Origin of the sequence: Rhodoferax ferrireducens, from assembly GCF_049302455.1 — a bacterium.
In the GTDB taxonomy this organism is placed as follows: Bacteria; Pseudomonadota; Gammaproteobacteria; order Burkholderiales; family Burkholderiaceae_C; genus Rhodoferax; species Rhodoferax ferrireducens_B.
The window spans coordinates 13,237-36,288 of sequence record NZ_JBAQMD010000101.1 but is presented as its reverse complement, the minus strand read 5'-3'; the positions used below and the strand labels follow the sequence as shown (position 1 = coordinate 36,288).

At 59.9% G+C, this 23,052-nt stretch carries 21 protein-coding genes; 10 read left to right on the top strand and 11 right to left on the bottom strand.

Going from position 1 to position 23,052, the window contains the following annotated elements:
* Positions 1-4 precede the first annotated feature (4 nt).
* Complete coding sequence (locus tag WA157_RS17185) at positions 5-757, top strand: general secretion pathway protein GspB (RefSeq protein WP_422622125.1); 753 nt, start codon at positions 5-7, stop codon at positions 755-757.
* 101 nt (positions 758-858) lie between these two features.
* On the opposite strand, the gene WA157_RS17180 is transcribed toward WA157_RS17185, so the two are convergent.
* On the bottom strand, positions 859-1,278 hold the full coding sequence (locus tag WA157_RS17180; protein ID WP_422622124.1) for a hypothetical protein: 420 nt from the start codon (positions 1,276-1,278) through the stop codon (positions 859-861).
* A gap of 340 nt (positions 1,279-1,618) precedes the next feature.
* Here WA157_RS17180 and WA157_RS17175 point away from each other — a divergent pair, with 340 nt between their 5' ends.
* The 5 genes from WA157_RS17175 (at position 1,619) to WA157_RS17155 (ending at position 6,719) form a co-directional block, all read left to right on the top strand.
* Entirely contained in the window at positions 1,619-1,960 is a 342-nt protein-coding gene (locus WA157_RS17175) for a collagen-like protein (RefSeq protein ID WP_422622123.1), read from the top strand.
* 250 nt (positions 1,961-2,210) lie between these two features.
* The gene (locus WA157_RS17170) at positions 2,211-4,193 is read left to right on the top strand and encodes an AsmA family protein (protein ID WP_422622122.1); all 1,983 of its coding nucleotides are present in this window, start codon (positions 2,211-2,213) and stop codon (positions 4,191-4,193) included.
* On the top strand, positions 4,190-5,578 hold the full coding sequence (cls, locus tag WA157_RS17165) for a cardiolipin synthase (protein WP_422622121.1): 1,389 nt from the start codon (positions 4,190-4,192) through the stop codon (positions 5,576-5,578). The genes WA157_RS17170 and cls overlap by 4 nt, the downstream gene beginning before the upstream one ends.
* A gap of 59 nt (positions 5,579-5,637) precedes the next feature.
* Complete coding sequence (locus tag WA157_RS17160) at positions 5,638-6,219, top strand: phosphatidylglycerophosphatase A (protein ID WP_422622120.1); 582 nt, start codon at positions 5,638-5,640, stop codon at positions 6,217-6,219.
* On the top strand, positions 6,216-6,719 hold the full coding sequence (locus WA157_RS17155; protein WP_422622119.1) for a CinA family protein: 504 nt from the start codon (positions 6,216-6,218) through the stop codon (positions 6,717-6,719). Before WA157_RS17160 ends, WA157_RS17155 begins: the two co-directional genes overlap by 4 nt.
* A gap of 138 nt (positions 6,720-6,857) precedes the next feature.
* Here WA157_RS17155 and WA157_RS17150 read toward each other — a convergent pair whose 3' ends face one another.
* The 10 genes from WA157_RS17150 to WA157_RS17105 form a co-directional block, all read right to left on the bottom strand.
* Positions 6,858-7,847, bottom strand: a complete 990-nt coding sequence (locus WA157_RS17150) for a hypothetical protein (RefSeq protein WP_422622118.1) — start codon at positions 7,845-7,847, stop codon at positions 6,858-6,860.
* Positions 7,819-10,584: a DEAD/DEAH box helicase family protein gene (locus WA157_RS17145; RefSeq protein ID WP_422622117.1), complete on the bottom strand. Its 2,766-nt coding sequence runs from the start codon at positions 10,582-10,584 to the stop codon at positions 7,819-7,821. The genes WA157_RS17150 and WA157_RS17145 overlap by 29 nt, the downstream gene beginning before the upstream one ends.
* A complete protein-coding gene (locus tag WA157_RS17140; protein WP_422622116.1) occupies positions 10,581-11,660 on the bottom strand; it encodes a virulence RhuM family protein in 1,080 nt (359 codons plus the stop codon). Before WA157_RS17140 ends, WA157_RS17145 begins: the two co-directional genes overlap by 4 nt.
* Entirely contained in the window at positions 11,657-11,896 is a 240-nt protein-coding gene (locus WA157_RS17135; RefSeq protein ID WP_422622115.1) for a hypothetical protein, read from the bottom strand. The genes WA157_RS17140 and WA157_RS17135 overlap by 4 nt, the downstream gene beginning before the upstream one ends.
* A complete protein-coding gene (locus tag WA157_RS17130; protein WP_422622114.1) occupies positions 11,893-12,045 on the bottom strand; it encodes a hypothetical protein in 153 nt (50 codons plus the stop codon). Before WA157_RS17130 ends, WA157_RS17135 begins: the two co-directional genes overlap by 4 nt.
* Before the next feature lie 128 nt (positions 12,046-12,173).
* Positions 12,174-13,838: a site-specific DNA-methyltransferase gene (locus WA157_RS17125; protein ID WP_422622113.1), complete on the bottom strand. Its 1,665-nt coding sequence runs from the start codon at positions 13,836-13,838 to the stop codon at positions 12,174-12,176.
* A gap of 9 nt (positions 13,839-13,847) precedes the next feature.
* Complete coding sequence (locus WA157_RS17120) at positions 13,848-15,632, bottom strand: AIPR family protein (RefSeq protein WP_422622112.1); 1,785 nt, start codon at positions 15,630-15,632, stop codon at positions 13,848-13,850.
* Positions 15,632-18,499, bottom strand: coding sequence for an SNF2-related protein (locus WA157_RS17115; protein WP_422622111.1), 2,868 nt, complete (start codon positions 18,497-18,499; stop codon positions 15,632-15,634). Before WA157_RS17115 ends, WA157_RS17120 begins: the two co-directional genes overlap by 1 nt.
* A gap of 308 nt (positions 18,500-18,807) precedes the next feature.
* Entirely contained in the window at positions 18,808-20,082 is a 1,275-nt protein-coding gene (locus tag WA157_RS17110; RefSeq protein ID WP_422622110.1) for a DUF2130 domain-containing protein, read from the bottom strand.
* A 285-nt stretch (positions 20,083-20,367) separates the two neighbouring features.
* Entirely contained in the window at positions 20,368-20,583 is a 216-nt protein-coding gene (locus WA157_RS17105) for a hypothetical protein (protein ID WP_422622109.1), read from the bottom strand.
* Between the two features lie 252 nt (positions 20,584-20,835).
* On the opposite strand from WA157_RS17105, the gene WA157_RS17100 reads away from it, so the two are divergent.
* From WA157_RS17100 to WA157_RS17085, 4 genes are all read left to right on the top strand, one after another.
* Positions 20,836-21,426, top strand: coding sequence for a BON domain-containing protein (locus WA157_RS17100; protein WP_422622108.1), 591 nt, complete (start codon positions 20,836-20,838; stop codon positions 21,424-21,426).
* Between the two features lie 33 nt (positions 21,427-21,459).
* On the top strand, positions 21,460-21,930 hold the full coding sequence (locus tag WA157_RS17095; RefSeq protein ID WP_422622107.1) for a glycine zipper 2TM domain-containing protein: 471 nt from the start codon (positions 21,460-21,462) through the stop codon (positions 21,928-21,930).
* A gap of 19 nt (positions 21,931-21,949) precedes the next feature.
* Positions 21,950-22,597 carry a hypothetical protein gene (locus tag WA157_RS17090; protein ID WP_422622106.1) on the top strand — a complete coding sequence of 216 codons (648 nt, stop codon included), beginning with the start codon at positions 21,950-21,952 and terminating at the stop codon, positions 22,595-22,597.
* A gap of 61 nt (positions 22,598-22,658) precedes the next feature.
* Positions 22,659-22,868, top strand: coding sequence for a glycine zipper 2TM domain-containing protein (locus WA157_RS17085; protein WP_422622105.1), 210 nt, complete (start codon positions 22,659-22,661; stop codon positions 22,866-22,868).
* Positions 22,869-23,052: the final 184 nt, after the last annotated feature.

Sequence of the window (23,052 nt, the reverse complement as noted above, 5' to 3'; positions counted from 1 at the left end):
AACCATGTCCTATATCCTCGACGCCCTCAAGCGGGCCGATACCGAACGCGAACGCGGCAACGTGCCCGGCTTGCACACGCGCCAACTGGCAACCCCGACCGGCCCAACCGTGCCTGGTGCGCGCAACTCGCTCTGGCTGGCCGTCGCCGCTGCCGTGGCGCTGGGCGGCATCGGTGTTGGCCTGTGGCTCTGGCAAACACCGGCCGACACCCCGCGCCCGGTGGTCCTGAAACCGGTCGTCGTTCAGCCCCCGGTGAACGCACCGCCGCCGGTCGCGGCCGTGGCGCCAGAGTCAACACCCGCACCGACAGCAACACCGGCAGCCACAGCGGCACCGCGGCCGACCGTGGCGGCGCCACCCACTCAGGTGGCCGCCTTGCCCGTCATGCCCGTCATGCCCGCCACCGTCAAACCAAGACCAGAGCCGACGCGTGCCGCGCCTGCCGTTGCCGCACCAGCGCCGCCCAAGGCCGAGGTCAAACCTGAGCCCGTCACGCCGGCCGCTGCGCCGGCCACCGCCGCCTTGACGGCGGTGCCGCTGCTCAGTGATCTGCCCGAAGACCTGCGGCGCCAAGTCCCCGCGTTGACCATCACCGGCGCCGTGTACTCAGAGAACCCGGCACAGCGGCTGCTCCTGGTCAACAACCTGGTGCTGGCCCAAGGCGCTCTGGCGGCGCCCGAGGTGAAACTGGAGGAAATTCAGGCGCGCAGCTCGGTGTTCAGCTTCCGCGGCACGCGCTTTCGCGTCGCGCATTAGCCGCCGGGCTTGCAGCCCGGAACAGCTAAATTGACGAGCCGTTCTGGTGTTATCGCAACGCCAGAGCAGCGCAAGCGCCCATTTCGAAACGCTTGACGGTATCAATCGTTGCGCTTGCCCTTGTTGCCGTGCTTGCCGCCCTGGCCCTGGCCCTTATCCCAGTGCTTGGGTTTCTTCTGTTTTTCAATCTTGATGCTTTTGTAGTTGTCGTCGCGCTGCCAATAGCCGGGTTGGCGCACATAGATATTGTTGCGCTGCTCCCAATGGTCCGGTGCCCAGCGATAGCCGTCGCGCTGAACGATGGTGCGTCCGCGCACCCAGACGTGCCGCTCCCCCAGCAAGGTCCAGTAGCCCGGCGCCCAGGCGTAGCCCGGCGCGATGACAGGCCTGACTTCATACAGCGGAGCCGGCGGCCCGAGGTTGATGTTGACGCTGACTTGCGCCAACGCAGGCACAGCAACGGCACTGGCCGCCACCAACACGGACAGCACGAGATGCCGGACTTTATTGCTTGGTTTCATGATTTTTCCTTTGTTTCCTTCGCTCATTAACCGTGTGATGGTGACAGCTTGTGCCTGCACGATCCGTGCGCTGGTTCACATAAGGCCCAGGGCAAAAATATTTTTTGTCATGTGCGTTAGCGCACGGAATGAATATGGCGCTTTGCTTACTCTTGCCACCAGTCGTCACGCGACGGTCGGGGTTCAAGCCAAGGGCTGGGCCTACCAAGCGGCTGCGAATGCGACGCTGCACTAGCGATGGCCTGATCTGCCAGCGTTAATTTTTTCAGAAACCGATCAGGCTGGGTCGCCAATCACGAAAACGTGTGCAGTTGTCCTGGTCCAAATCAAAGGAATCATCATGAAGTACTCGAATCTATTGCTCGCCACGGCGGCATCGTTGGCATTGGCTGGCTGTTTTTCGCTTCCCGCGGGTCCGGCCGGCCCCCAGGGCGCAACGGGTGACACCGGCGCGACTGGCTACACGGGCGCCACGGGTCGCACCGGCGGCACGGGTGCAACTGGCGCCACGGGCTATACCGGCGCAACCGGCGGCGCTGGCGCGACTGGCGATACCGGCGCGACTGGCTACACGGGCGCTACCGGCAGCACAGGCAGCACAGGCAGCACCGGAGCCACTGGCCGGACCGGTGCCACAGGCAGCGTGCCCGCTGGCACCGTCGTGATCGTGCCAGCTCAGTAAAGAGGGCCGGGGCGGACTCCGCCTGCCATTTGCAGGTCCGCCCCGCAAGCCGTGCCCGCAAGGGCGGCACTGCCGCTACCGTTGGTCCGACAAGATTCGGGTCGCCGCAAGATTGACGAAAAAACCCGCTCTGTAGGTGCGCTCGCGCACGCTACGCGCTGGCTCGGGAGCGGATAATTCTCAAGCTCAGTGGATATTTTTCGTCCGCTGGCCTTGAAATAACACGCCCCTATCGCCCACCCGCCACGCCATGACACTGCCTCGTTCGCTCAAATGGATTGCTGGCGCTGTCATCGCGCCCGTCGTGCTGGCGCTTCTATTCATCGCAATTTTCGGCTGGAACTGGCTGCGCGCGCCGATTGAACGCATGGCGTTGGAAAAGACCGGTCGGGTGCTGGCCATCAACGGTGACATGCGCGTGACCCTGGGCTGGCCCCGGCCGCGCCTGCGGGCCAACGCGGTGACGTTTGCCAATCCGCTCTGGACCCAGGAAAAGCAAATGCTCGCCGCCGACGCGGTGGAGATCACGCTCGACCTGTCTCAGCTGTTGGGACGCAAGCTCGTGTTCCCCGAACTGCGGCTGGAGCGACCGGTGGTGTTTCTGGAGCAGGGCACCGAGGGGCGCAAGAGCTGGCTGCTGGACCAGCAGCAACAGGACCCGGGCGCACGCGTCCAGATCGACCGCCTGACGCTTGATCAGGGCACGCTCGGCTATGACGATGCGGTCCAAAAAACCAGTATTCGGGCAGAGCTCGCCAGCTTGACGCCGCCGGCAGGAAGCACGGCCGACACCGGCCTGGCGTTCAACGCCCACGGGCGCTACAAGGGCCAGGCGCTCACGGCGCAGGGCAGCGGCGGGCCGGTGCTGGCCTTGCGCGACGAGAGCACACCCTACCCGCTAACCATTGACGCCAGCGTGGGTCACACCCGCGTGCGCGCGGAGGGCAGCATCACCAGCCTGCTCAAATTTACCGCGGTGGACCTGACGCTGGCGCTCAGCGGCGACAACCTGGCGCAGCTCTATCCCTTGCTGGGCATCACCTTCCCGGCCACCCGCAGCTACGTGACAGCCGGCCACCTGCTGCACAACGGCAACAGCTGGCGCTACGAGAAGTTCTCGGGCCGCATTGGCACCAGTGACATTGCCGGCTCGCTCCAGGTCAAAACCGGTGGCCAGCGCCCGGCGTTGACGGCAGAGCTGACCTCCAGTGTGCTTGATCTGGCGGACCTGGGGCCGCTGATCGGCTCGCGCCCCGGCAGCGTGCAGGCCGCCAAACAGGCGGCCCGGCAATTGCCCACCGAACCGCCTCAGACCGCCGCAGTCACGCCTGCGCGAGCCCGTGTGCTGCCTGACCAGTCGTTCAACACCGAGCGCTGGCGCAGCGTGGACGCCGAGGTGGGCTTGCGGGCCAAGGCCCTCAAGCGCGAGAAGGAGCTGCCACTGGAAGATCTGATGGCCCATTTGAGCCTGAAGGATGGCCTGTTGACGCTCGATCCGCTCAATTTTGGTCTGGCCGGTGGCCAGCTCAACAGCGTGGTCACACTCGATGGGCGCACCGATCCGATCGCGGCGCACGCCAAGGTGCGGGCCCGAAAGATATTGCTGGCCAAGCTGTTTCCGACCGTTGAGCTGAACCAGGCCAGCATCGGCCAAATCAACGGCGAGTTCGACCTGGCCGGGCAAGGCAACTCGGTGGGTCGGATGCTGGCAAGTTCCAATGGCAAGGTCGGACTGGTCGTCTCCGGCGGCGAGATCAGCAAGTTGATGATGGAAAAAGCCGGTCTGCATTTGTGGGAAATACTGCAACTGAGCCTGAGCGGCGACCGGCTCATCAAGTTGCGTTGCGCGGTGGCCGACTTTGAGGTCAAGAACGGCAAAATGCAAACCGACGCACTGGTGCTGGACACCCAGGTCACCACCCTGATTGGCAGCGGCAACGTCGACCTAGCGCAGGAGCGGCTGGACCTGACGTTCAACCAGAAAACCAAGGCCACCAGTCCCCTGGCCTTGCGCAGCCCGATCTATGTGCGCGGCAGTTTTGCCAAACCCGAGCTGGGCGTCGACAAGACGCGCGTCGCGGTGCGCGCCTTGGGTGCGCTGGCACTGGGCGCCGTCAATCCATTCCTGACGCTGTTGCCCTTGATCGATGCCGGTCCGGGACAGGACAGCGATTGCGGGCAACTGGTGCGCGATGCGCGGGCGCTACCGCACCCAAGGAGTCAAAAGAAATGACCCTGCACACCCTCCTTCGCAGCGCGGCGACGGCAGTTGCTGCGCTCGCGTTTGCCGCTTGCGCCACACTGCCGGACACCGACGAGCTGATCCAGCGGCACGCGGGGCAAGCCGCCCGGTTTGAGACGGCCCGCGGTGCGCTCCCGGCACGGCAAAGCGCCGCCATCCTGGCGCAGCTCAAACGCCAATCGGGCAACATCGATATCCTGGACAAGCAGATCGCGCTGGAGCAGGCCGTCAATGACAGCCCGCTGATCCTCGGCAACAAGGTCACCCTGCTGCAGGACGGGGCCGCGACTTATCCGGCGATGTTCGCCGCCATCTTGCGCGCGCGCGACCATGTCAACCTGGAGTCCTACATCATCGAAGACGACGAGGTCGGGCGCCAGTTCTCTGACCTGCTGTTGGCGCAGCAGGCGCGTGGTGTTCAGGTCAACGTCATCTATGACAGCGTGGGCGCCCTCAATACGCCCAAGCCCTTTTTTGAGCGCTTGAAGCAAGGCGGCATTGAGGTGCTCGAGTTCAACCCGATCAACCCTTTGATGGCCAAGGGGCCGTGGATGATCAATCACCGCGACCATCGCAAGCTGCTGCTGGTGGACGGTCGCATCGCCTTCATCGGCGGCATCAACATCAGCAGCGTCTATGGCTCCGGGTCCATCCCAAGTCGCTCCCACAAGGCAGCCGCCAACACGGACGAATGGCGCGATACCGACCTGCAGATTGAAGGTCCGGTGGTCAGCGAATTTCAGAAATTGTTCCTGCAGACCTGGGAAAAACAGCGCGGACGTCCGCTGGCGCCCAAGAACTATTTTCCGGCGCTCGAGGTGCAGGGTAAAGACATCGTGCGCACCATTGGCAGCACGCCCGACGATCCGTTCAGCCTGATGTACCTGACGCTGATGTCGGCAATTGGCAATGCGGAAAAACAGGTGCACCTGACCCAGGCCTACTTCGTGCCCGACCCGCAACTGCTGCAGGCTTTGGTGGCTGCCGCCGGCCGCGGCGTCGATGTCAAGCTGATCCTGCCGAGCCACTCGGACTCCGGGCTCGTCTTTCATGCCGGACGGGCTCATTACACCGAGCTGCTCCAGGGTGGCGTCAAGCTGTACGAGCGCGTCGGCGGGCTGTTACATGCCAAAACCGCCGTTATCGACGGCGTCTGGTCGACGGTGGGCTCCAGCAACCTGGACTGGCGCAGCTTCCTGGACAACGACGAGATCGACGCCGTGGTGCTGGGGCAAGAATTTGCCCAGAAAATGGAAGCCATGTTTGCCAGCGACCTGCGAGCGTCCCAAGCGATCGATCTGCAAGGCTGGCAACGTCGCCCGCTGCAGTTCCGGATCAAGGAGTGGCTGGCGCAAATCTGGGGGCGTCTGCTTTAGATCTCCAGGCGCGCCAGCGCCGCCAACGCCACCCGGCGCCGCGCACTGATAATCGCGCCATGCCTGTAGACGAACCTTCCTTTGGCCCACCAATAGCCGCACCTCCGGTCACGCCGGAGCCGGTGCGCCCCAGCGCCCGCTTCCTGTACGCGCATCCGGCGCACTTGATGGCGCTGGGCTTTGGGTCCGGCCTGAGCCCGCTGGCGCCCGGCACCGCCGGCACCTTGTGGGCCTGGCTGACGTTTGTGCTGCTGCAACCCGGGATGAATGATGCGCGCTGGGCGCTGCTGATTGCCCTGTCACTGCCGCTGGGTTGGTGGGCCTGCAGCGTCACGGCGAAACACATGCGGGTGCTCGACCCCAGCAGCATTGTGTGGGACGAGATTGCGGCCTTCTGGCTGGTGCTGTGGCTGGTCACCCCGACCGGATTTTGGGGCCAGCTGGTGGCCTTCGGCCTGTTCCGCTTCTTTGATGCCGCCAAGCCCGGCCCGGTCCGCTGGGCCGACCAACTGTTTCATGGCGTCAACACCGCCACCGACCCCGCAGCCTGGCGCAAGGCCGGTTTCGGCATCATGCTCGATGACCTGGTGGCGGCGGCCTGCGCCCTGCTGGTGATCGCTGGCTGGCGTTATTTCCAATGACTCAAGAACTATCAAAATCAGAGCTATCCACGCAGCACCTATGCGGGCTAGTGGCCAATTTGATGCTAAAGAATAAACTAAAGCTGGTGACGGCTGAAAGCTGTACCGGCGGCATGATTGCGGCCGCCTGCACCGATCTGGCCGGCTCCAGCGACTGGTTCGAGCGCGGCTTTGTCACCTACTCCAACGACGCCAAAACCGAGTTGCTGGACGTCCAGGCGCAACTGCTGCTCAGCGAGGGTGCTGTCAGCGAAGCCGTGGCGCGGGCCATGGTGCGCGGGGCTTTGGCGCACTCGCACGCGCAAGTGGCGGTCGCCGTGACGGGCGTGGCCGGCCCCACCGGCGGCAGCCCGGCCAAACCGGTCGGCACGGTCTGGTTCGGCTTCGCCGTGCCGGGCCAGGTCATCACCGAAAAGCGCCACTTTGACGGCGACCGCGCCGCCGTGCGGGCGGCGACCGTGCGGCACGCCTTCACGAGGCTGGTGGAGCTGCTGGGCTGAGGTGGCGGAGAAGGCCGGTGCGGCCTGAGAAGCACTACTTTATTGATAGCTAATAACTAAGTATATACGGGGGCTACAGCCAATTTCACTCTTAACGTCGCCTTGAAGACGGTGGCTGACTAAGCCGCCTTTCCAGGTTTATTGAATAAGCTTTGGCCCTTGCCCCAAGGTTGCCAATAATCGATTCTTCAATCGTTCCCGCGCATCCTCAAGGTCGTCAAGCTTCCAGAAAATACAGTTGTATTGCCTGATGTCAAAGTGAAGGTCATCGCCTTCACGGCACATGAAGATCACCGGCAACCCAAGCCCGTGCGCAAAGCCGGCTTCGTAATAAACGCCGCCACGGTTGCCTGTGAAATCTGACACCACAAACCGTGATGCACGAATGGACGCCATGATTTCATCGTCAATCTTGCCGTTGTGTTGCTTTGAGTCGATGCGCAATGGCTCGTAACCTGCGGCGCGAACGGCGGGTTCAATCACCTCGGACCAAAGGGGCAAGACCTCCGCGTCAAACCACATCGCGCAAAAGCCGATTGATGACACAGACTCTCGACGCCCTTCAAGGTACAGGAGACCTTTCGGACTGACTTGGTACGGCCAGTTCTTTTGACCGGCCAACAAGCCCATTTCATTGCACAGGACGTCGGTCACCATGAACTCCATCTCGTCGATCGTTCGGTTCCAGCCAATGGGTGTTAAACGACTAGCTGTTAACGATCCACCAAAAATCGTAACACTCGACCCTGGCTCGTTTTCCCATGCTTTCCAGCGCCCCAAATCGGTCAATAAGAACTGCGTGCCCGGCGGAAACGCAGTCGCAATCCATCGCAGCATCCGATCCGCCCTATGTTGCAACGAAGGCACCGCGCTGGCAAGCGCCATGTCAATGTCTGCTGATGTGACCATAGGCGGTGGAAATTCACTGATCCAGGCCGAAATTTTCCATCGCTTCGAGTCATCTTCATTGCGCAGGTTGACAGCAGCGCTGCGACTGATCGTGAAATTACCGCATTGGGGGCAATCGACTACAAATGCGTCACGCGTCGGATGACTCTCAACCTTGGCATCCCCATTGGTGCAGACCGGGCAAACCATCTCAACCCCGCCCTCGACTTGTTCCCTCAAACGATAAAAAGTCCACCAACCTCTTGTCTTCAGTCACCACATCGTGCGCAATCAACAGGTATTTCCAAGGCTTGGCACCTGTTGTCCGGGCATGGTCGGATGCGTGTCTGCACCACAAGGCACCCGCCTCGGCTTTGGCCTTGACATCGTCCGCATCCATTTCTTTGCGAGCCTTGGTTTCGCACATCAGCAAGTAGTGGGTGGTTTCCGCCACGAAGTCGGGAATGTACTCGGGTTGTTCCACGCCCAGCTTGTAAAACACCTGGAACTGCCCCTTGGCCGGTTTGAACCACTTGTCGGCATCGCGCTCCAGAATCACCGCAAAACGGCGCTCGGTGTCTGAGTCGAATTTTTGCAGCGGGTACAGGCAGCGCGAGAAGTAGCCAAACACCATTTGCTTGATGCGGCTGGGCTCGTCCACCGTGTGGCGGTAGTCGCGCACCGGCTGGCCCGCACCCACGGTGTAAGTGGGCTCTTTCAGCGTGGTGAAGCCGCGCCGCACTTCGACCGCGTATTCGGTGGCCGACTCATAGAAGTGATCCATCATCTGCGCATGGATGTTCTTCGCGATCAGTTGCCGGTCCAGATCCAGCACATTGCGCACTTCACCCTCATCCCCGTCTTTCTTCATCAAGTAGCTACGCAGATACGCCACCATTTGCCCGGCCAGGTCATACAGCAGGCTCGCGTGAACGGTGTAGTCGATGTCGTCAAAGTCAATCAGAACGTGAACGATGTAGTCTTCCAAGCGTCGCTCGGTGCGCCCGCTTTGCGCGGACAGCGTGAACTGCTCGTGCGTGCGCAGGGTCTGGCCCACCAGTGAACGGTCCTTGGGCTGTAGGTGCAGGCCCGCCACATCCAGCGTAAAGGGCTTGAAGCCGCTCGTCACCTCGCCCTTGGGCACGACGGCGATGCGCGGTATATCAATGGTTTGCTTGACCACGACTTCCACTGTCCGGCGGACTACGTCAGCCAAATCCAGTTCCAGCGGCGCATCGGTGCCCGTCAGCACACTGAGCTGCAAAGGCGGTAGTCTTTCTTTCACCGCCTCGGCAATGCGGGCCTGCAGCTCAAGGGCCAGAAAGGCTTGCCGTGTGGGGGCATCCGTCGTCCGTACCTCGTACTCAGCCAAAACCTGCATGACCACATGCGCCGCCTGCCGCTCTTGCGCGGTGGTAAACACGGGCGTTGCCACCGGCAAGCCGCTGGCCACAGCCTGGGCGGCTCCATCAGCAGGCTCAGGCGCATCCCCGCCCTGACCCAGCCCCAGGGCACCCGCCAGATTGGGGGCCACCGTCATGCTCTGCATGCCCTCATCGCCCGCATCGGGCGCTTCCAGAATCAGCGTCTTGAGCTTGATCGGCGAATCGGCACGATTCGCATCGTCAATGATGTCCTGAAACCGGTCGTGCGCGATGATGTTGAGCCGGTCCACCGCCGCGACGCCCGTGCGCTTGCCATAGGGCAGGCGCAACCCCCTGCCAATCGACTGCTCCACCAGCGTGCGTGCATTGGCGGCGCGCAGCGGCACGATGGTGTAGAGGTTTGTCACATCCCAGCCCTCTTTGAGCATGTTGACGTGAATCACAATCTCGGTCGGCTCGTCCACGCTCTCCACCGCCAGCAGGCGGCGGATCATTTCTTCTTCTTCCGCGCCGCTCTTGCTGCTGTCCACCTGAATCACCTTGTGCCGATAGCGCCCGCCAAAGAAGGCGTCAGACTGCAACATTGCCAGCAAAGCACCTGCATGCGTCGTGTCCCGCGCAATCACCAGCATGAAGGGCTTGACCTCCTTCACACTGTTGGTGCGGGCATAGGTTTTCAGCTCCACCTTGGTCGTCTCATGTATGCGCACGCCGTCTTGCAGCTTGACGCGCTCCACCTCTTCAGGTGGCATGCTCTTCGCATCAAAGTTGCGCTGCGTCACCACGGCGGGCTCTTTCACAAAACCGTCTTCCATGGCGCGGGCCAGCGGGTAGTCCATCACCACGTTTTTGAAGGGCACCGGCCCCTTGGTGGTTTCAACGAAAGGCGTGGCCGTCAGTTCCAGCCCGATCAAAGGCCGCAACTCGTTGATGGCCCGCACCCCGGCGCTTGCGCGGTAGCGGTGTGACTCGTCCATCAACAACACCAGGTCGGGCAGACCGGCCAAGTAGTCAAAATAACTCTGGCCGATGTACTCGCTCAAGCGCTTGATGCGCGGCGCCTTGCCGCCCCGCACCTCGGAAGCTATCTTGGCAATGTTGAAGATATTGATGCTGACCGGCGACAACAAATCGCCCAGCGCCTGGGCGCGCTCTTCGTAGTTGTCGCCGGTGATGATTTCGGGCGGATAAGACGCAAACTCAGCCACGCCCTTGAACACGTACTTGGGCGTATTGGGCGTGAAGTCGGCAATCAGCTTGTCGTAAATCGTCAGGTTGGGCGCCAGCACAAAAAAGTGTTTGATGCCATGCGCCTGAAACAGGTAGCTGATGAACGCGCCCATCAACCGCGTCTTGCCGACACCGGTGGCCAGCGCAAAACACAGCGACGGAAAATCACGCTCAAAATCTTGCAGCGTTGAGAACTGGTTTTTAAGCGTGGCCAATATGGCCGCCACGTCGGCGGCGTCACGGTCGTGCCGCAGCATGTCGGGCGATGCGTCTATGGCCCTCGCCAGCTTGGCCAGCGACTCTGTTTGGGGCGGGCGCAGGCTCAGGCGGCCCGCGATATTGTTGACTTCGCGTTGGCTCACAGTTTTCCCTTTTTGTTTTTACTTGCGGGCTGGGCCTTTCGCTGGATATCAAGTGCCTTGACCGGCTTGCCCAGTTCCGCCTCAAAGTCCTGATCGGCCCGGCTGGGCATGGCTAGTTTCTGCTGGCGATACACCTCAAACGCGGCTTCGGCCTTGCCCTGAGCTGCCTCGGCCGTCATGCGCCCGGCATGGGTCAAAATCTCACGCCCGGACAAGCGCAAAAAGCCATCCAGCTTGGCAATCCACTGCGCCATCGTCATAGGCTTGCGGTCAAGCGCCTGCAGTTCAGCAAACTCCAGGTAGGCGGTGACGATGCGGTTGAGCACCACCAGCTCGTCCTCGCTCAAATAGTTCTTGGCCACCACCACATCGGCCTTACGCAGCGCGCCACCTTGCGGTGCGGCAGCCCAAGTCATCAAGCCCATGTGGGGCTGGCCGACATCAGCGCGCAATGCAATCAGCTCGGCCGCCGTATGCCCATGCGTCGCCCAGTGCAACTTGTTTTGTATGGTGGCGAAGAATTGTTTCGAGCTTTCGGCTCGCGCGTCGTAGTCCACGCTGGTGGCATAGATGTCCAGCACCTTGCGCCAGAACACTTTTTCTGACGAGCGAATATCACGAATGCGCGCCAGCAGATCTTCAAAGTAGCCCGCATCCGCTCCGCGCTTGAACCGGTCGTCATCCAGTACAAAACCTTTGACCAGGTAGGTCTTGAGCGTTTCCGTCGCCCACTGGCGAAACTGCGCGCCACGGGGCGAGCGCACGCGGTAGCCCACCTGTAACACGGCATCCAGGTTGTAGTGGTCCACCAGCCTTTCTATATCCCGTGCGCCTTCCCGGGCAACTATCCGGAATTTCCGGATAGTTGCGTCTGGGTTCAACTCGCCATCGGCATACACATTTTTCAAGTGCTCATTGATTGTGCGCACGTCTTTCTCGTACAGCTCGGCCATTTGCCGTTGGGTGAGCCACAGCACGCCATCGGTCAGGCGCACCTGCACACGAGTTTGTGCATTTTCGGTTTGAAAAAGCAAAATCTCACCGGCGGGTGGTAGCAGGGGTACAGGCTCACTCATGACTTCCTTCCTTTGGCCTTGCGGGCATGGCAATGTGTCCACCACAAGCCTGGATACAGCCGAACGGGATGCCGGGCACCGTCTGCCCCGAATTTGTAACGCAGTGCGTGACGAATCGGTAGCGCATCAGATTCAACACGCAACGCGTGTTGTTTTGTCAGAAGTTCCGGAAAACGGTCGCAGATTTCCGTGACAGCGTCTCGGAATTTGATGACGTTGACTTCTCGCTGACTCATGGCGTGGTTTGCTGCTGTGGTGACACGCGCACCACTTGGCCCGAGCGCACCACAATCAGGTCCGTGCCGGCCTGTTGTGCCACCTGCCGCGCCCGGATTGCAGCCCGTTGCAGAGCCTGTAGCGCCCCAATCACGGCACTGGGCAGCATTTCACCTTCGTTCGATGCTCCACTTAATGCGTGGAGTATTGGCAGTACGCTGGCTGTGCCATCCGATTTCCGACTCGCTGCGTCGGAAATTGCACAGATCACCTCATTGGCGCCAATGGGCTTGACCGTCATGCCGCATCCTCACCAAACAAATCAACCTGCGCCGGGGTGTCTGCCACCTTCTGCTGCGCCATCGGCAGGTTGGCCACGTTCAGGCTGTAGTCGTCATGGCCCCATTCGCAGCGGTCTTTCACCATCTTGGGGATCTTCTTGAGGGTGAGGTTGGGCCAGCGCTGGGCAGCCTGCGCGGCAGTGACGCCCCGGTAAGCGCCGCAGCACACCAGCAGGCTGCGCGGGTCATTCGGGTCCGCGCCGACCTCGTGGCTCAGCGCCTCCAGTTGCTCAGGCCCCAGCGTTTGCGTGGTCACATAGATAAAGTCATTCTCGCTGCTGCGCCCCTGCTGCCACCACAGCAGCTCGGACGGCGCATAGGTGAAGCCTTCCAGCTTGCACATGGCGGCAGAGAGCATGGCCGCGTCGTACTCGGGGTTGATGACCAGGTTGCCCCAACGGTCGGTGGCCAGCAACGTGGGCGCCAGCTCGTAGTAACGAAAACCGCCACCGCCCTGCCAGCCGGTGGCCTGGGTGACGCCACCGGGGTCTTGCCCGTTGACGACCTTTTGCAAACGTGGCACGATGTGCGTATGGCAATGCTCGCCCAGCTCCACCATGATCCAGCGGCGGCCCATCTTGTGAGCGACGGCGCCGGTGGTACCGGAACCGGCGAAGGAATCGAGGACGACGTCGCCGGGGTTGGTGGAAATTTGCAAGGCTCGGTGAACCAAGCCCTCGGGCTTCGGCGTCGAAAATGGTTCGACACCTGTCAACAACTTACGCAGATGATCTCTCTTCGCCGATTGATTCGACCCGACTTCAGAGGCGAGCCAAAGCGTCTTGGGAACAAATCCGTCCTGCACTTCAGAAAGATAACTCTTAATGATTGGTAGTCTGTCTCCGTTCTTGCCGTAGTACACCCGATTGTCTAGCTGGGCTTGCCTCAAAGTCTCTTCAGCATATCTCCAATAGTTTCCTGGCGGCGGCTGAATAGGTCTCCCCGACGGGAGCATCACAGGAAACCTATTCTTCTCAGATCCACTTTTCGCCGTACTACAAGCCCCTTGAAGCCATGGTCCGCGTGGATCGTCGTCTGGATTCTTGTAGCGTCCGTTGCCACTTTCTTCTCGTGGAAGCAAATTACGAATTCGTTTCCAAATAGCCATTTCCTTTGCATACAAAAGCACTTGATCATGGGCTCCCGAAATCACTGCATCGTTATGTCGTGCTTGATCCTTTTCCCACGCAATAGACGCTACAAAATTCCGGCGTCCAAAAATCTCATCACACAATACCTTGAGGTAATGCGCCTCGTTGTCATCAATCGTGATCCACAGTGAGCCATCGTCTGCCAGCAGGCGGCGAATAATTTCCAGCCGATCCCGCATCAGCCCCAGCCAAATCGAATGCTCCAGCCCGTCGTCGTAATGCGTGAACGCGCTGCCGGTGTTGTACGGCGGGTCAATGAACACACACTTCACTTTGCCTGCAAACTCCGTCTCCAGCGCTTTCAGCGCAAGCAGGTTGTCGCCTTTGATCAGCCGGTTGTCAAACAAGTCGTTATCCGTCACCCGCTGCTTCGCGTGGTAACTGCGCTTGGGGTCTTCCAGCAAGATGCGCGGCTCCAAGCGTGGGCGCTGGTCTTTGCCAATCCAGGTGAGTTCTAGTTTTTGAGGCATCCGCATATCCTAAACTTGTGCCGCATTTTGAGAAAGAAAACGAAGAAGACGCTCTCGTGGAAAGGCTTCTTGGCCCTGCGGCAACATCAATGCAGGTAAGGCCAAATGATTCTGCAATCCATAAGCAGATTCGGTCACTCTCAACAGGTAAGGCGTCGTATCTGATTGGCTCTTGAAGAACCCGAGCGGCCCTTTGCCAAGATGGGAGAATGAATCAACTGCAACTTGACGATGTGCATCGAAGGAATGGCTAACAATCGCCCCCACACCACCTGGGTCAACAGGGACAGGTACAAATATACGATTGCGCAAGCGCTTTAAGTAACTCCAGCCAATCGCATGAATGCCATGACGATAAACAAGTCTTTCTAGCCCGGAACTACTTCTGTCCGCTTGTTTGACCAAGTACTGGATAGCCCTGGAAAAATAGACGGCATTTGCCAAATGGACGCCCGACAATGATTCGATGAATAGGGTTTTATAGGCATCAGAGTCCGTGTTGTAGACATCCCCTTTGCCAGTCTTTAACCAGACGGGATATCGTGCATCTACTGCTAACCAAGACAAAGCGCATACAGCCTCTTCCAGCAAGATACTTGCTGCTCCGGGTGCTGCCGTCGCTTCGAGGCGAAAGTGGTAAGCGATGCCCAGGCCCCCAAGCTCTTGGCGCAATCGTTCTTGGATCGGATCCTGCGAAGCAAAGTTGGCCACAGACACAGGGTTCTGGCTGTTGCGTGCGCGGGTCACACGTGGTCCAAAGGTGCCGTCAGTATTCGCTTGAATCAGTGTGAGCATGACGCGTGCCTGGCTGATATCAGGTGGATTTGGCTGATTCATCACCTCGGCTGCAGATGCAACTGTTTGCGCGCCATTGATGATTGACAGGCCGCGTACTTTGAGGCGGCGTCGATTTGCTTTTCGCTCTTTCGCCGCAATGTCATTGCACAGGGCGGTGACGCCATTGTTCAAATAGAAAAAGGCTGTCGGGTCGTTTGACAATGTGGCCTGAATACCTTTGTTCACGTCTGATTTGCTTGAACCAAGAAAGTATCGAACGTTCTTTTCGTAAAGCGCTTTACCTTCTTTGTTGTGCAGCGCGACCAAGTCGCTGACGTTCACCATGCCGTACCAAGTCACCCTGGGTTCTTCAATTTTCACATCGTGGCTAAGGATGATGTCGGCAATTACTGGCTTATAGCTCTGCCGCAACAACAATTCGGCCGCAATCTCATCGGGGCCATAGTATTGAACTGTCGGTAACAAACGCTCCCCTTCACCATGAGAGTCATCCTCCACAAGTTGCTTCATGGCAGCCTTCGCAGCGTCGGACACCCTCGATCCGGTATAGACAATGGAGAGTTGAATCGACTCCGCATTCGCCAGGGCAGTTTCAATTTCAACTTGGCGGCACTGCACGTTCTGGTTAAAGGTGGCGAATTCTTGTCGAATCAAGAGCCGTATTCCGGTGCAAAAGGCTTGCGCTTCATCTTGCTTGAATTCCTCACCCGCTTTCAATTTTGACTGGACAAGATGAAGGGTCTCAGTCTTTGAGTCGTAATAAATCGCGTCAATTCCGTTGTCGTGAAAGTCGTCTACTACTGCTCGTGCAGCTGCTCTTGCAGAGAGGCCCAGCATTGCATGCAGGGCAAAGGCACTTAGCGAACGATTCGTTTGCTTGTCCGTTTGTTGTTGTGGGGTGTTCGTGTTTGGAAGTAGTGCTGGTAGATGTGACACGTATTGGGCAGTCAGCTCCCGCTTTAACAATTCTTGATACTCCGGACTCAATGCAGCCATCAGTTCAACTCCCATTTCATTGTGAATACTTTTTTTGTCGCAATTTCTCGAGCCAATCGGGATTCCAAATCCTCGATCAACTTATTTCGCTGTCCATCAATCTCATCCTGCCGGTCAAATATCTTGCGGCGCAACTGATTGCGTTTATCTTCCAGCTCGCGCTGGCGCTTTTGCCAGTGCAGCTTTTCTTCCAGCGTGGCGGCCACGGTGGCGGTGCGGCGCACGTCTTTGATTTCGCGGTCCAGCTCTTTCACTTCGTTTTCGAGGCCCACCTTCAGGTCGTCGGCCCAGGCGTCTAGCTTTTGGACCTCGCCATCAAAGTAGCCCAGGTTGCGGGTGTTGACGGCTTCAATGTGCTGTTTCTCTAGTCGCACAATTTCGTCGTCCAGCCCGCTGGGTGAGGTCATGAACAAATCGTCTTCCAACACCTGCGCTGGCAGGCGCAACAGCTTTTCTGCGTCTTCTTCATGCAGTGCTTCACCTGCATGGGTGGTGCCTGCCAGCAGCAGGTAGTCTTCCACCACGCCCAGCGCTTCTACCGACAGCACGCTCAAAGCCAGCCAGCCACTTTGGCCGCGCAGTGCTTGAAGGGTTGACACCTTGGCACCATAGCCGTCATAACTAAAGCGCACTTTGGCCAGTGCCAGCTGGCGGTCTTTGGCTTGGTCGATCAAGGCTTGCGCCAGCGGGTGGCCGGTGCGATACAGGTGGGCCTCGCCACTGCGTCGGGGTAGCTCGTAGCGGCCGGGTGGGGCATCAGATGGTTGAACGCTAGGTGGAGTTTGCGCCAGGGTAAAGCCGTCCCTATCAAACTCGGCGTAGCCGTGCAGCTCGGCCTGGGTCAGGTCCATCAGCAGGCGCTCATAGCGGCTGCGGGCGCTTTTGCTCTCGGTCTGGCGAGTTTTGAGCTTGTCTTGCACCGCTTCGTCAAAGTTCTCCAGCAGCAGTTGCCGCGTTTTGAGCATGGCGGCGTTGATTTCGCCAGACAGGTCCAGTTGCAGTTGCTGGAATGACGTTTCTATCTCCTGCGGGTTGCGGCAGGTTTGGTAGATTTCGGCAATGCGGCGCTCGAAATCCACACCGCTGCCAATGGTGCCCAGCACTTCGTCGCTGGCGCCAAATACACCTTCAAACAACTGGAATTTTTGCGCCAGCAGCTCATACACGCGCTTGTCAGCCGGGTTGCTGTGGTCAATGAAGTTGACCACCACCACGTCGTGCTTCTGGCCATAGCGGTGGCAGCGACCAATGCGCTGCTCAATGCGCTGGGGGTTCCAGGGCAGGTCGTAATTGATGACCAGCGAGCAAAACTGCAGGTTGATACCTTCGGCACCGGCCTCGGTGGCAATCATGATCTGGGCCGAATCCTTAAAGTGCTCAACCAGCGCGGCCCGGGTGTCCGCCGTGCGAGAGCCGGTGATGCGGTCGGTGCCTGCGTGGCGCGTGAGCCAGGCGTGGTAAACGTGGGTGGCCTGTTCGCTGGTATTGGTGCCATTGAACAGGACGGTTTGTCCCGCATAGGAACTTTGTTCCAGCAGCCCAAGCAAGTAGTCTTGCGTGCGACGGGATTCGGTGAAGATGAGTGCCTTTTTGTTGGCCCCCAGCTTCTCCAGCTCAGCAAAGGCTTTGCCCAGCGCGATGAGCAGGGCCTGGCCTTTGGCGTTGTCGCGGATGGTGGTGGCCAGGCGCTGAAACTCGCGCAGCTCGGCAATCTCGTCGGCCACGCTAGCCAGGGGCGCGGCGGGTGCCTCGCCGTCTTGCTCTGACCACTCGTCTTCGGTCTCGGACAAAGATTCATAGTCTTTGTCCAGCGTGTCGGTAAGTTCGTCAGCTGACTTGTCGCTGGACTCCGCGCCCAGCTTGTCTTGCAGGCGCTGCGCCATCGTGCCCAGTGCGCCACCAATGGCGTAGCTGCTGGAGGCCAGCAGTTTCCACAGCACCAGTGAGATGAGTTGCCGCTGCCCGGCAGGCAGCGCGTTAAGCGCCGGGCGACGCAGGTAGTCGGCCACCATCTCGCGCAGCACCTGTTCGTCTTGCGACGGGGTGAACTGCTCCACCATGGGGATACGCCGGGTGTACGAAATGTAGGGTTGCACCTGGCGGCGCAGGGTGCGCATGCACACGGGTTGCATGCGGGCGCGCAATTTGGCCACGGTGTCGGGGTTGCCCAGCGCGCCAAATTGGTCTCTAAAGCTGGGCAGGTCGCCAAACACGCGTTCGTCCACCAGGCTGACCAAGCCGTACAACTCCAGCAGCGAGTTTTGCAGGGGCGTGGCGGTGAGCAGCACCTTAAAGGCATGAGCCAGCGCGTCTTTCAGGGCTTTGCCAATGACGTTGCTGGGTTTGTAGACATTGCGCAGGCGGTGGGCTTCGTCCATCACCACCAAGTCCCAGGGAACGCGGCGCAGGTCGTCGGCCTTGAATTTGGCAAATTGGTAAGAGCAGATAAGCACGCGGCTGGCTTGCTCAAAAGGTTGCTTGTTGCCACCTTTGACCAACTCTTTGTAGCTTTTGGCCTCCAGGATCAGCGCTTGCAGGCTGAACTTGTCTTGCAGCTCCTGGTGCCATTGCTTGCGCAAGTTGGCTGGGGTGATGATGAGAATGCGTCGCTTGCGCTCGGCCCAGCGCTGGGCAATGACCAAACCGGCTTCGATGGTTTTACCCAGCCCCACCTCGTCTGCCAGGATGACGCCCTTGGACAGAGGGCTTTGAAAGGCGAACAGTGCCGCTTCGACCTGGTGCGGGTTCAGATCCACCTGGGCGTCTACCAGTGTGGAGGCCAGTAGGTCGGCCGAGTCTGCGCCCATGCGGCGCGACAGAAGCCACGCTATGTATTGGGACTGGTAGGGGGTGAGAGGGGTGGACAAGGTAACTATTTTCTGATTTTTGCTTGGATTATGAGGCTCTAAGGCGCCCTGCAACCACACGGTGTGGCTTGATGGAAGACTGCACCACGGGGCGCATCAACATCCATCGCAAGCCAACTGGCTGCACCACGGTGTAGACGCCCAAGGCGTAAACAAGAAGAAACCCTTAAGCGCATGGCGGCGACGGGCTGTTGGGCTAAACAGGCCGAGCAAGGCCGCTGCGGCTCCTTACAAACTATTAAATTAATAGCTTGTAACGCAATATACACGGGGGCTAGAAGCAAAAACGCCGTGTCCGTCCTCGTTTTTTATATCTTCATTTCCAGCGCCGACAACTCCAGCCCCTCAATCTCCTGCAGCGATTTCCCCGCAATCCCCTGCAAGTCCCCATACATGCCCACCGTGGCGCCCATCACGCGCTCGATCTGCTCCTGGCGCTTGGCCCATTGCTTCATGATGACTTTGCGCTCTTTGTCCAGGTCGTCCTGCATGGATGAGAAGGCTTCCACAATCGCTTCCACGCGCTGCCTGAAGCGCGGACCGGTGAGGTACTGGTAAACCATCTCGGTCTTGGTTTGCAGGCCGTCCGACAGGGCGCGGGTCTGGCTGATTTGCAGCAAGGCCTGGCGCAGCATGATGGCCACGGGTATCGCCACGCGCGGGGACGTGATCCAGACGCCGTCCACCAAATCAAACGTTTCCACGCCTTTGGGCAACACCTGGCTGACCAGCACGCAGACTTCGGCTTTTGCGCAGCGCTGGTCTTCACGCAACTTGGGCAGCCAGCCGTCGCTCCAGTTGCGGGTGCGTTTGGACTCCCACAGGATGCTGCCGCAGAGAACGCCGCTCTGGCTGTTGACGCGGTGCAGGGCGTCGCCGCCAAACTCGCCCTTGGGCACGGGCTCAATCAGGTCAAACGGAAATTTGGCACGCAGCAGGTTTTCCAGCTCCAGCTCTTGCACTTCACCTTGCAGTTGCTGCGAGCCCTGCTCGGCTTTTTGCTTGAGTTCTTCAATCTTTTGCTGCATGGAGGCGATGGTCTGGTCTTTTTCGGCCACGCGCAGCTTCATGCCGTCTTCGGCTTCACGTTTGGCCAGGGTGCGCACTTCGCTCAAGCTGGTCTGCACGCGCTTTTCAATGGTCAGGTCGAGCTCGCGCTTGGCGTCGTCGAGTTCGCGTTGCTGCTTGATGACCTCGGCTTGCGCCTGCTGGGCCTCAGCCAGCTTGGCGTCTTGCACCGTGAGCACGCCTCGCAGTTCTGCCAGTTCACGGGCTTTGGCTTCCAGCTCGTTGGCCGCTGCCGCCCTGGCCTTTTTCGCCTCTTCTGCGGCGACACGGGCGCGTTCGGTTTTGAGCTGGCTGGCGACCTGGTCGGCCACCTGCTCGTCCAGATCACGTTTCGCATCCGTCAGCGCTTTTTCTTTTTCGCGCATGGCGCTTTCGCGCTGGGCGATGTCGCGGTCTTTGTGGGCCAGTTGCGCTTCGAATTGCTGGCGGGTGGCGGCCAGCAGCGGCGCTGCCAGCGACTCGGTCAGTTTGATTTCTGTTCTGCAGTTGGGGCAGATGATGGTGGGTTCGGTCATGGTGATCATGACCTTAACTCACAAAACGATTTGCCGCGTCATTGACGCTCAAAAAAACCGGGCTGGCCGCCGCAGCGTGCCGACTTGCAAGATGTGGCCCCTCTGGCTGGCTGCTCAGACTGCAACTCGACAAGCTGGGCGTCAGTGGCTTTGATACCCGCGTCGCACGGATCAACTTTGACGGCATTCCCCGGTCACACCCCGACGGCGCCAGCCCGTGCTGGAAGCGGGGAGAAAAAGACGTGCGGCAGTGCCGCCACCCGGACCGACAAGCCGCCGCTTGCGTTACTTGCGGCCGACCACCAACAGGAAAACGCCCAGAATAATGCCGCCGGCACTGACGATCAAGGGCACGTTGACGGTTTGCTTTTCTTGCACCTTGAGTTCCAGCGGGCCCAGCTTCATACCCGTCGTTTCCTTGGTGTAAGTGAAGCCGCCAAAGGCCAGGCCGAGGCAACCGGCGGCGATCAGGATGATGCCTATCATTTTGGTGGGGTTCATGGGGTTCTATCTCCTAAAAATGTGGAAAGACCAGTTGATGCACTGCGCCAGCTTCATGGTAGCGGATACCCGTGCCTGAGGCACCAGGAACGAGTGCAGGCTAAACAAAAAGAAATGCCTCGTATGTGCGCAGACGCACAGATCGCCGCCGGCGAAGTGGCAACAATTCGGAGAACTTGAGCTCATGGTCAGCGGGTCGACAAAGCTGAAATTCACCCCGCCGGCCAGCCTCTATTTACGGAGACTTTTCACATGCGAACCAGATTTGAATTATTGGCTTTGGGCACCGCGCTGGCGGTCTTGACGGCGCTGTCTGTCGGCTGCAGCAAAGCGCCGGAAGCGACCGGCGCATCGGCACCAGGCGCGCCAGCGCCGAGCACGACGGTCGGCACCGTGATTGATGACAGCATCGTGACCGCCAGCGTCAAGGCGGCGCTGCTGGCCGACCCGGACCTCAGAGGCTTTGACTTCAAGGTCGAAACCCGCAAGGGTGAGGTTCAACTGAGCGGCTTTGTTGACAAACAGACACAAATCGACATCGCCGTCACGGTCGCGGGCGCGGTCACCGGCGTCAAGAGCGTCCAGAATAATGTGAGCCTGCAAAGCGCGGCGCCGACAATCGGCGGCAAGGTAGATGACACCTTGATCACGGCCAAGGCCAAGGCCGCTTTGCTGGCCGACGAGAGCATCAAGAGCCTCGATATTGGCGTCATCACGCGTCAAGGTGACGTTCAACTCAGTGGCTTTGTCAACAACCAGAGCCAGATTGATCGCGCCATCTCGGTGGTCAGCAGCATTGCCGGCGTGAGCCATGTCAGCAATGAAATGAGTGTCAAAAAGTAAACCCGTTCAACAGTCACGTCCAAGGAGATTTTTATGAAAACCATGAATAAAGCCGGATCAGTTCTCGCGCTGGCAGCGCTGCTGGCGCTCGGCGGTTGCCAAAACATGAACCCCCCCAATTCCTACGACAGCGGGACGGCTTACCCGCAGTCCAACTCTGGCGGTGGTGCCTACACCGGTTATGGCGTGGTGCAATCGATTGACCTGGTCCGCCAGGGCAACACCGGCATCGGGGGCGCCATTGTGGGCGGCGTTGTGGGCGGCATCCTCGGCCACCAGGTGGGTGGCGGCCAGGGCAACACCGCGGCGACCGTACTCGGCGCGGCCGGCGGCGCCTATGCCGGCCACGAAATTGAAAAACGCAACCAGCCGCAGGCCGACGCCTACAAATTCACCATCCGCATGCGTGATGGTTCCTACCAGACCGTGACGCAAACCAGCATCAACGATATTCGCGTCGGGGATCGCGTGCGGATCGACAACGGCGTCGCGCGCCGCTATTGATTGAGGCGGGAGGCAAGCTTTGAAAACACCAGTTGCCCATGCGGTCGTCTTGGCGATCGGTCTGGCTTTCAGTGTCGGCGCCATGGCGCAAGGCATGACAAAAGTCCAGTACGAAACCGCCAGGACGGGTGTGAGCGCGGAGCTCAAGCTGGCCAGGGCCGCCTGCGACTCTTTCTCCGCCAATGCCAAGGACCTGTGCCTGGCTGAGGCCAGTGGCAAAGAGAAAGTCGCGACGGCGGAACTCAACGCCAGATTTGCACCCTCAGAGGCGGCCAGTTACAAGGTGCGCCTGGCCCGCGCCGACGCCGACTACGTGCTGGCCCGGGAGAAATGCGATGACCTGGCCGGCCATGTCAAGGATGTTTGTGTCAAGGAGACCAAGGCGAAGGCCGTGACGGCCAAGGCCAATGCCAAGGTCCACATGAAGACCGCCGTGGCACACGATGCCGCCTTTGAGAAGACGAACAAGGCACAAATTGTGGCCGACGGGAAAGCCGTAGCGGCCCAGAACAAGGCCGATGCAATTAGCGCTGGCGCGCGCATTGATGCCGCCAGAGAGAAGAACGCGGCGACCCATGCCGTCGCGAAAGAAAAATGTGATGCCTTGGCAGGTGATGCCAAGGGCAATTGCGTCAAGGATGCAACGGCGCGCTCAAGCAAGCCATGAGGTTGCATCCAAACGGGTGCTGATTCCCTTTAAACCAGTTTTTCAACATGAAGGAAACACCATGAAAACCATCCAGAAATATTCAGTCGGCGTGCTGGCAGCAGCGCTTGTCGTTCTCAGCGGTTGTTCCGGCATGACGCGCCAGGAAAAGGGCACCGCCACCGGTGCCGTCATTGGCGGCGTTGCCGGTAGCGCCTCCGGCGGCGGCGTTTTGGGCACCGCGGCCGGCGCGGCGGTGGGTGGCGTGATCGGTCACGAAGTGACCAAGTAACCATCCGGCCACAGCGCCAGCCAGCGGCAGCTTGAAAAACCTGCCGCTGGCTTTTTTTTGACCCGCCCGCGCCATGCGGGCCCGGTCTTGGTCCAGACACCCCGGCAGCGGCGGTGCTTGGACCCTGAATCAATTCAATCAATTCAATCCATCCAGTCGATCCAACCGTTAACCCGGTTGGCTG

Bases quoted from the DNA above. Each gene is read 5' to 3' on its own strand.
- WA157_RS17170 (WP_422622122.1), top strand. From the start codon at position 2,211: ATGACACTGCCTCGTTCGCTCAAATGGATTGCTGGCGCTGTCATCGCG.
- cls (WP_422622121.1), top strand. From the start codon at position 4,190: ATGACCCTGCACACCCTCCTTCGCAGCGCGGCGACGGCAGTTGCTGCG.
- WA157_RS17130 (WP_422622114.1), bottom strand. From the start codon at position 12,045: ATGCTGCCCAGTGCCGTGATTGGGGCGCTACAGGCTCTGCAACGGGCT.
- WA157_RS17095 (WP_422622107.1), top strand. From the start codon at position 21,460: ATGAAAACCATGAATAAAGCCGGATCAGTTCTCGCGCTGGCAGCGCTG.
- WA157_RS17085 (WP_422622105.1), top strand. From the start codon at position 22,659: ATGAAAACCATCCAGAAATATTCAGTCGGCGTGCTGGCAGCAGCGCTT.
- WA157_RS17140 (WP_422622116.1), bottom strand. From the start codon at position 11,660: ATGAGTGAGCCTGTACCCCTGCTACCACCCGCCGGTGAGATTTTGCTT.
- WA157_RS17135 (WP_422622115.1), bottom strand. From the start codon at position 11,896: ATGAGTCAGCGAGAAGTCAACGTCATCAAATTCCGAGACGCTGTCACG.
- WA157_RS17175 (WP_422622123.1), top strand. From the start codon at position 1,619: ATGAAGTACTCGAATCTATTGCTCGCCACGGCGGCATCGTTGGCATTG.
- WA157_RS17185 (WP_422622125.1), top strand. From the start codon at position 5: ATGTCCTATATCCTCGACGCCCTCAAGCGGGCCGATACCGAACGCGAA.
- WA157_RS17120 (WP_422622112.1), bottom strand. From the start codon at position 15,632: ATGGCTGCATTGAGTCCGGAGTATCAAGAATTGTTAAAGCGGGAGCTG.
- WA157_RS17160 (WP_422622120.1), top strand. From the start codon at position 5,638: ATGCCTGTAGACGAACCTTCCTTTGGCCCACCAATAGCCGCACCTCCG.
- WA157_RS17180 (WP_422622124.1), bottom strand. From the start codon at position 1,278: ATGAAACCAAGCAATAAAGTCCGGCATCTCGTGCTGTCCGTGTTGGTG.
- WA157_RS17105 (WP_422622109.1), bottom strand. From the start codon at position 20,583: ATGAACCCCACCAAAATGATAGGCATCATCCTGATCGCCGCCGGTTGC.
- WA157_RS17125 (WP_422622113.1), bottom strand. From the start codon at position 13,838: ATGCCTCAAAAACTAGAACTCACCTGGATTGGCAAAGACCAGCGCCCA.
- WA157_RS17110 (WP_422622110.1), bottom strand. From the start codon at position 20,082: ATGACCGAACCCACCATCATCTGCCCCAACTGCAGAACAGAAATCAAA.
- WA157_RS17155 (WP_422622119.1), top strand. From the start codon at position 6,216: ATGACTCAAGAACTATCAAAATCAGAGCTATCCACGCAGCACCTATGC.
- WA157_RS17100 (WP_422622108.1), top strand. From the start codon at position 20,836: ATGCGAACCAGATTTGAATTATTGGCTTTGGGCACCGCGCTGGCGGTC.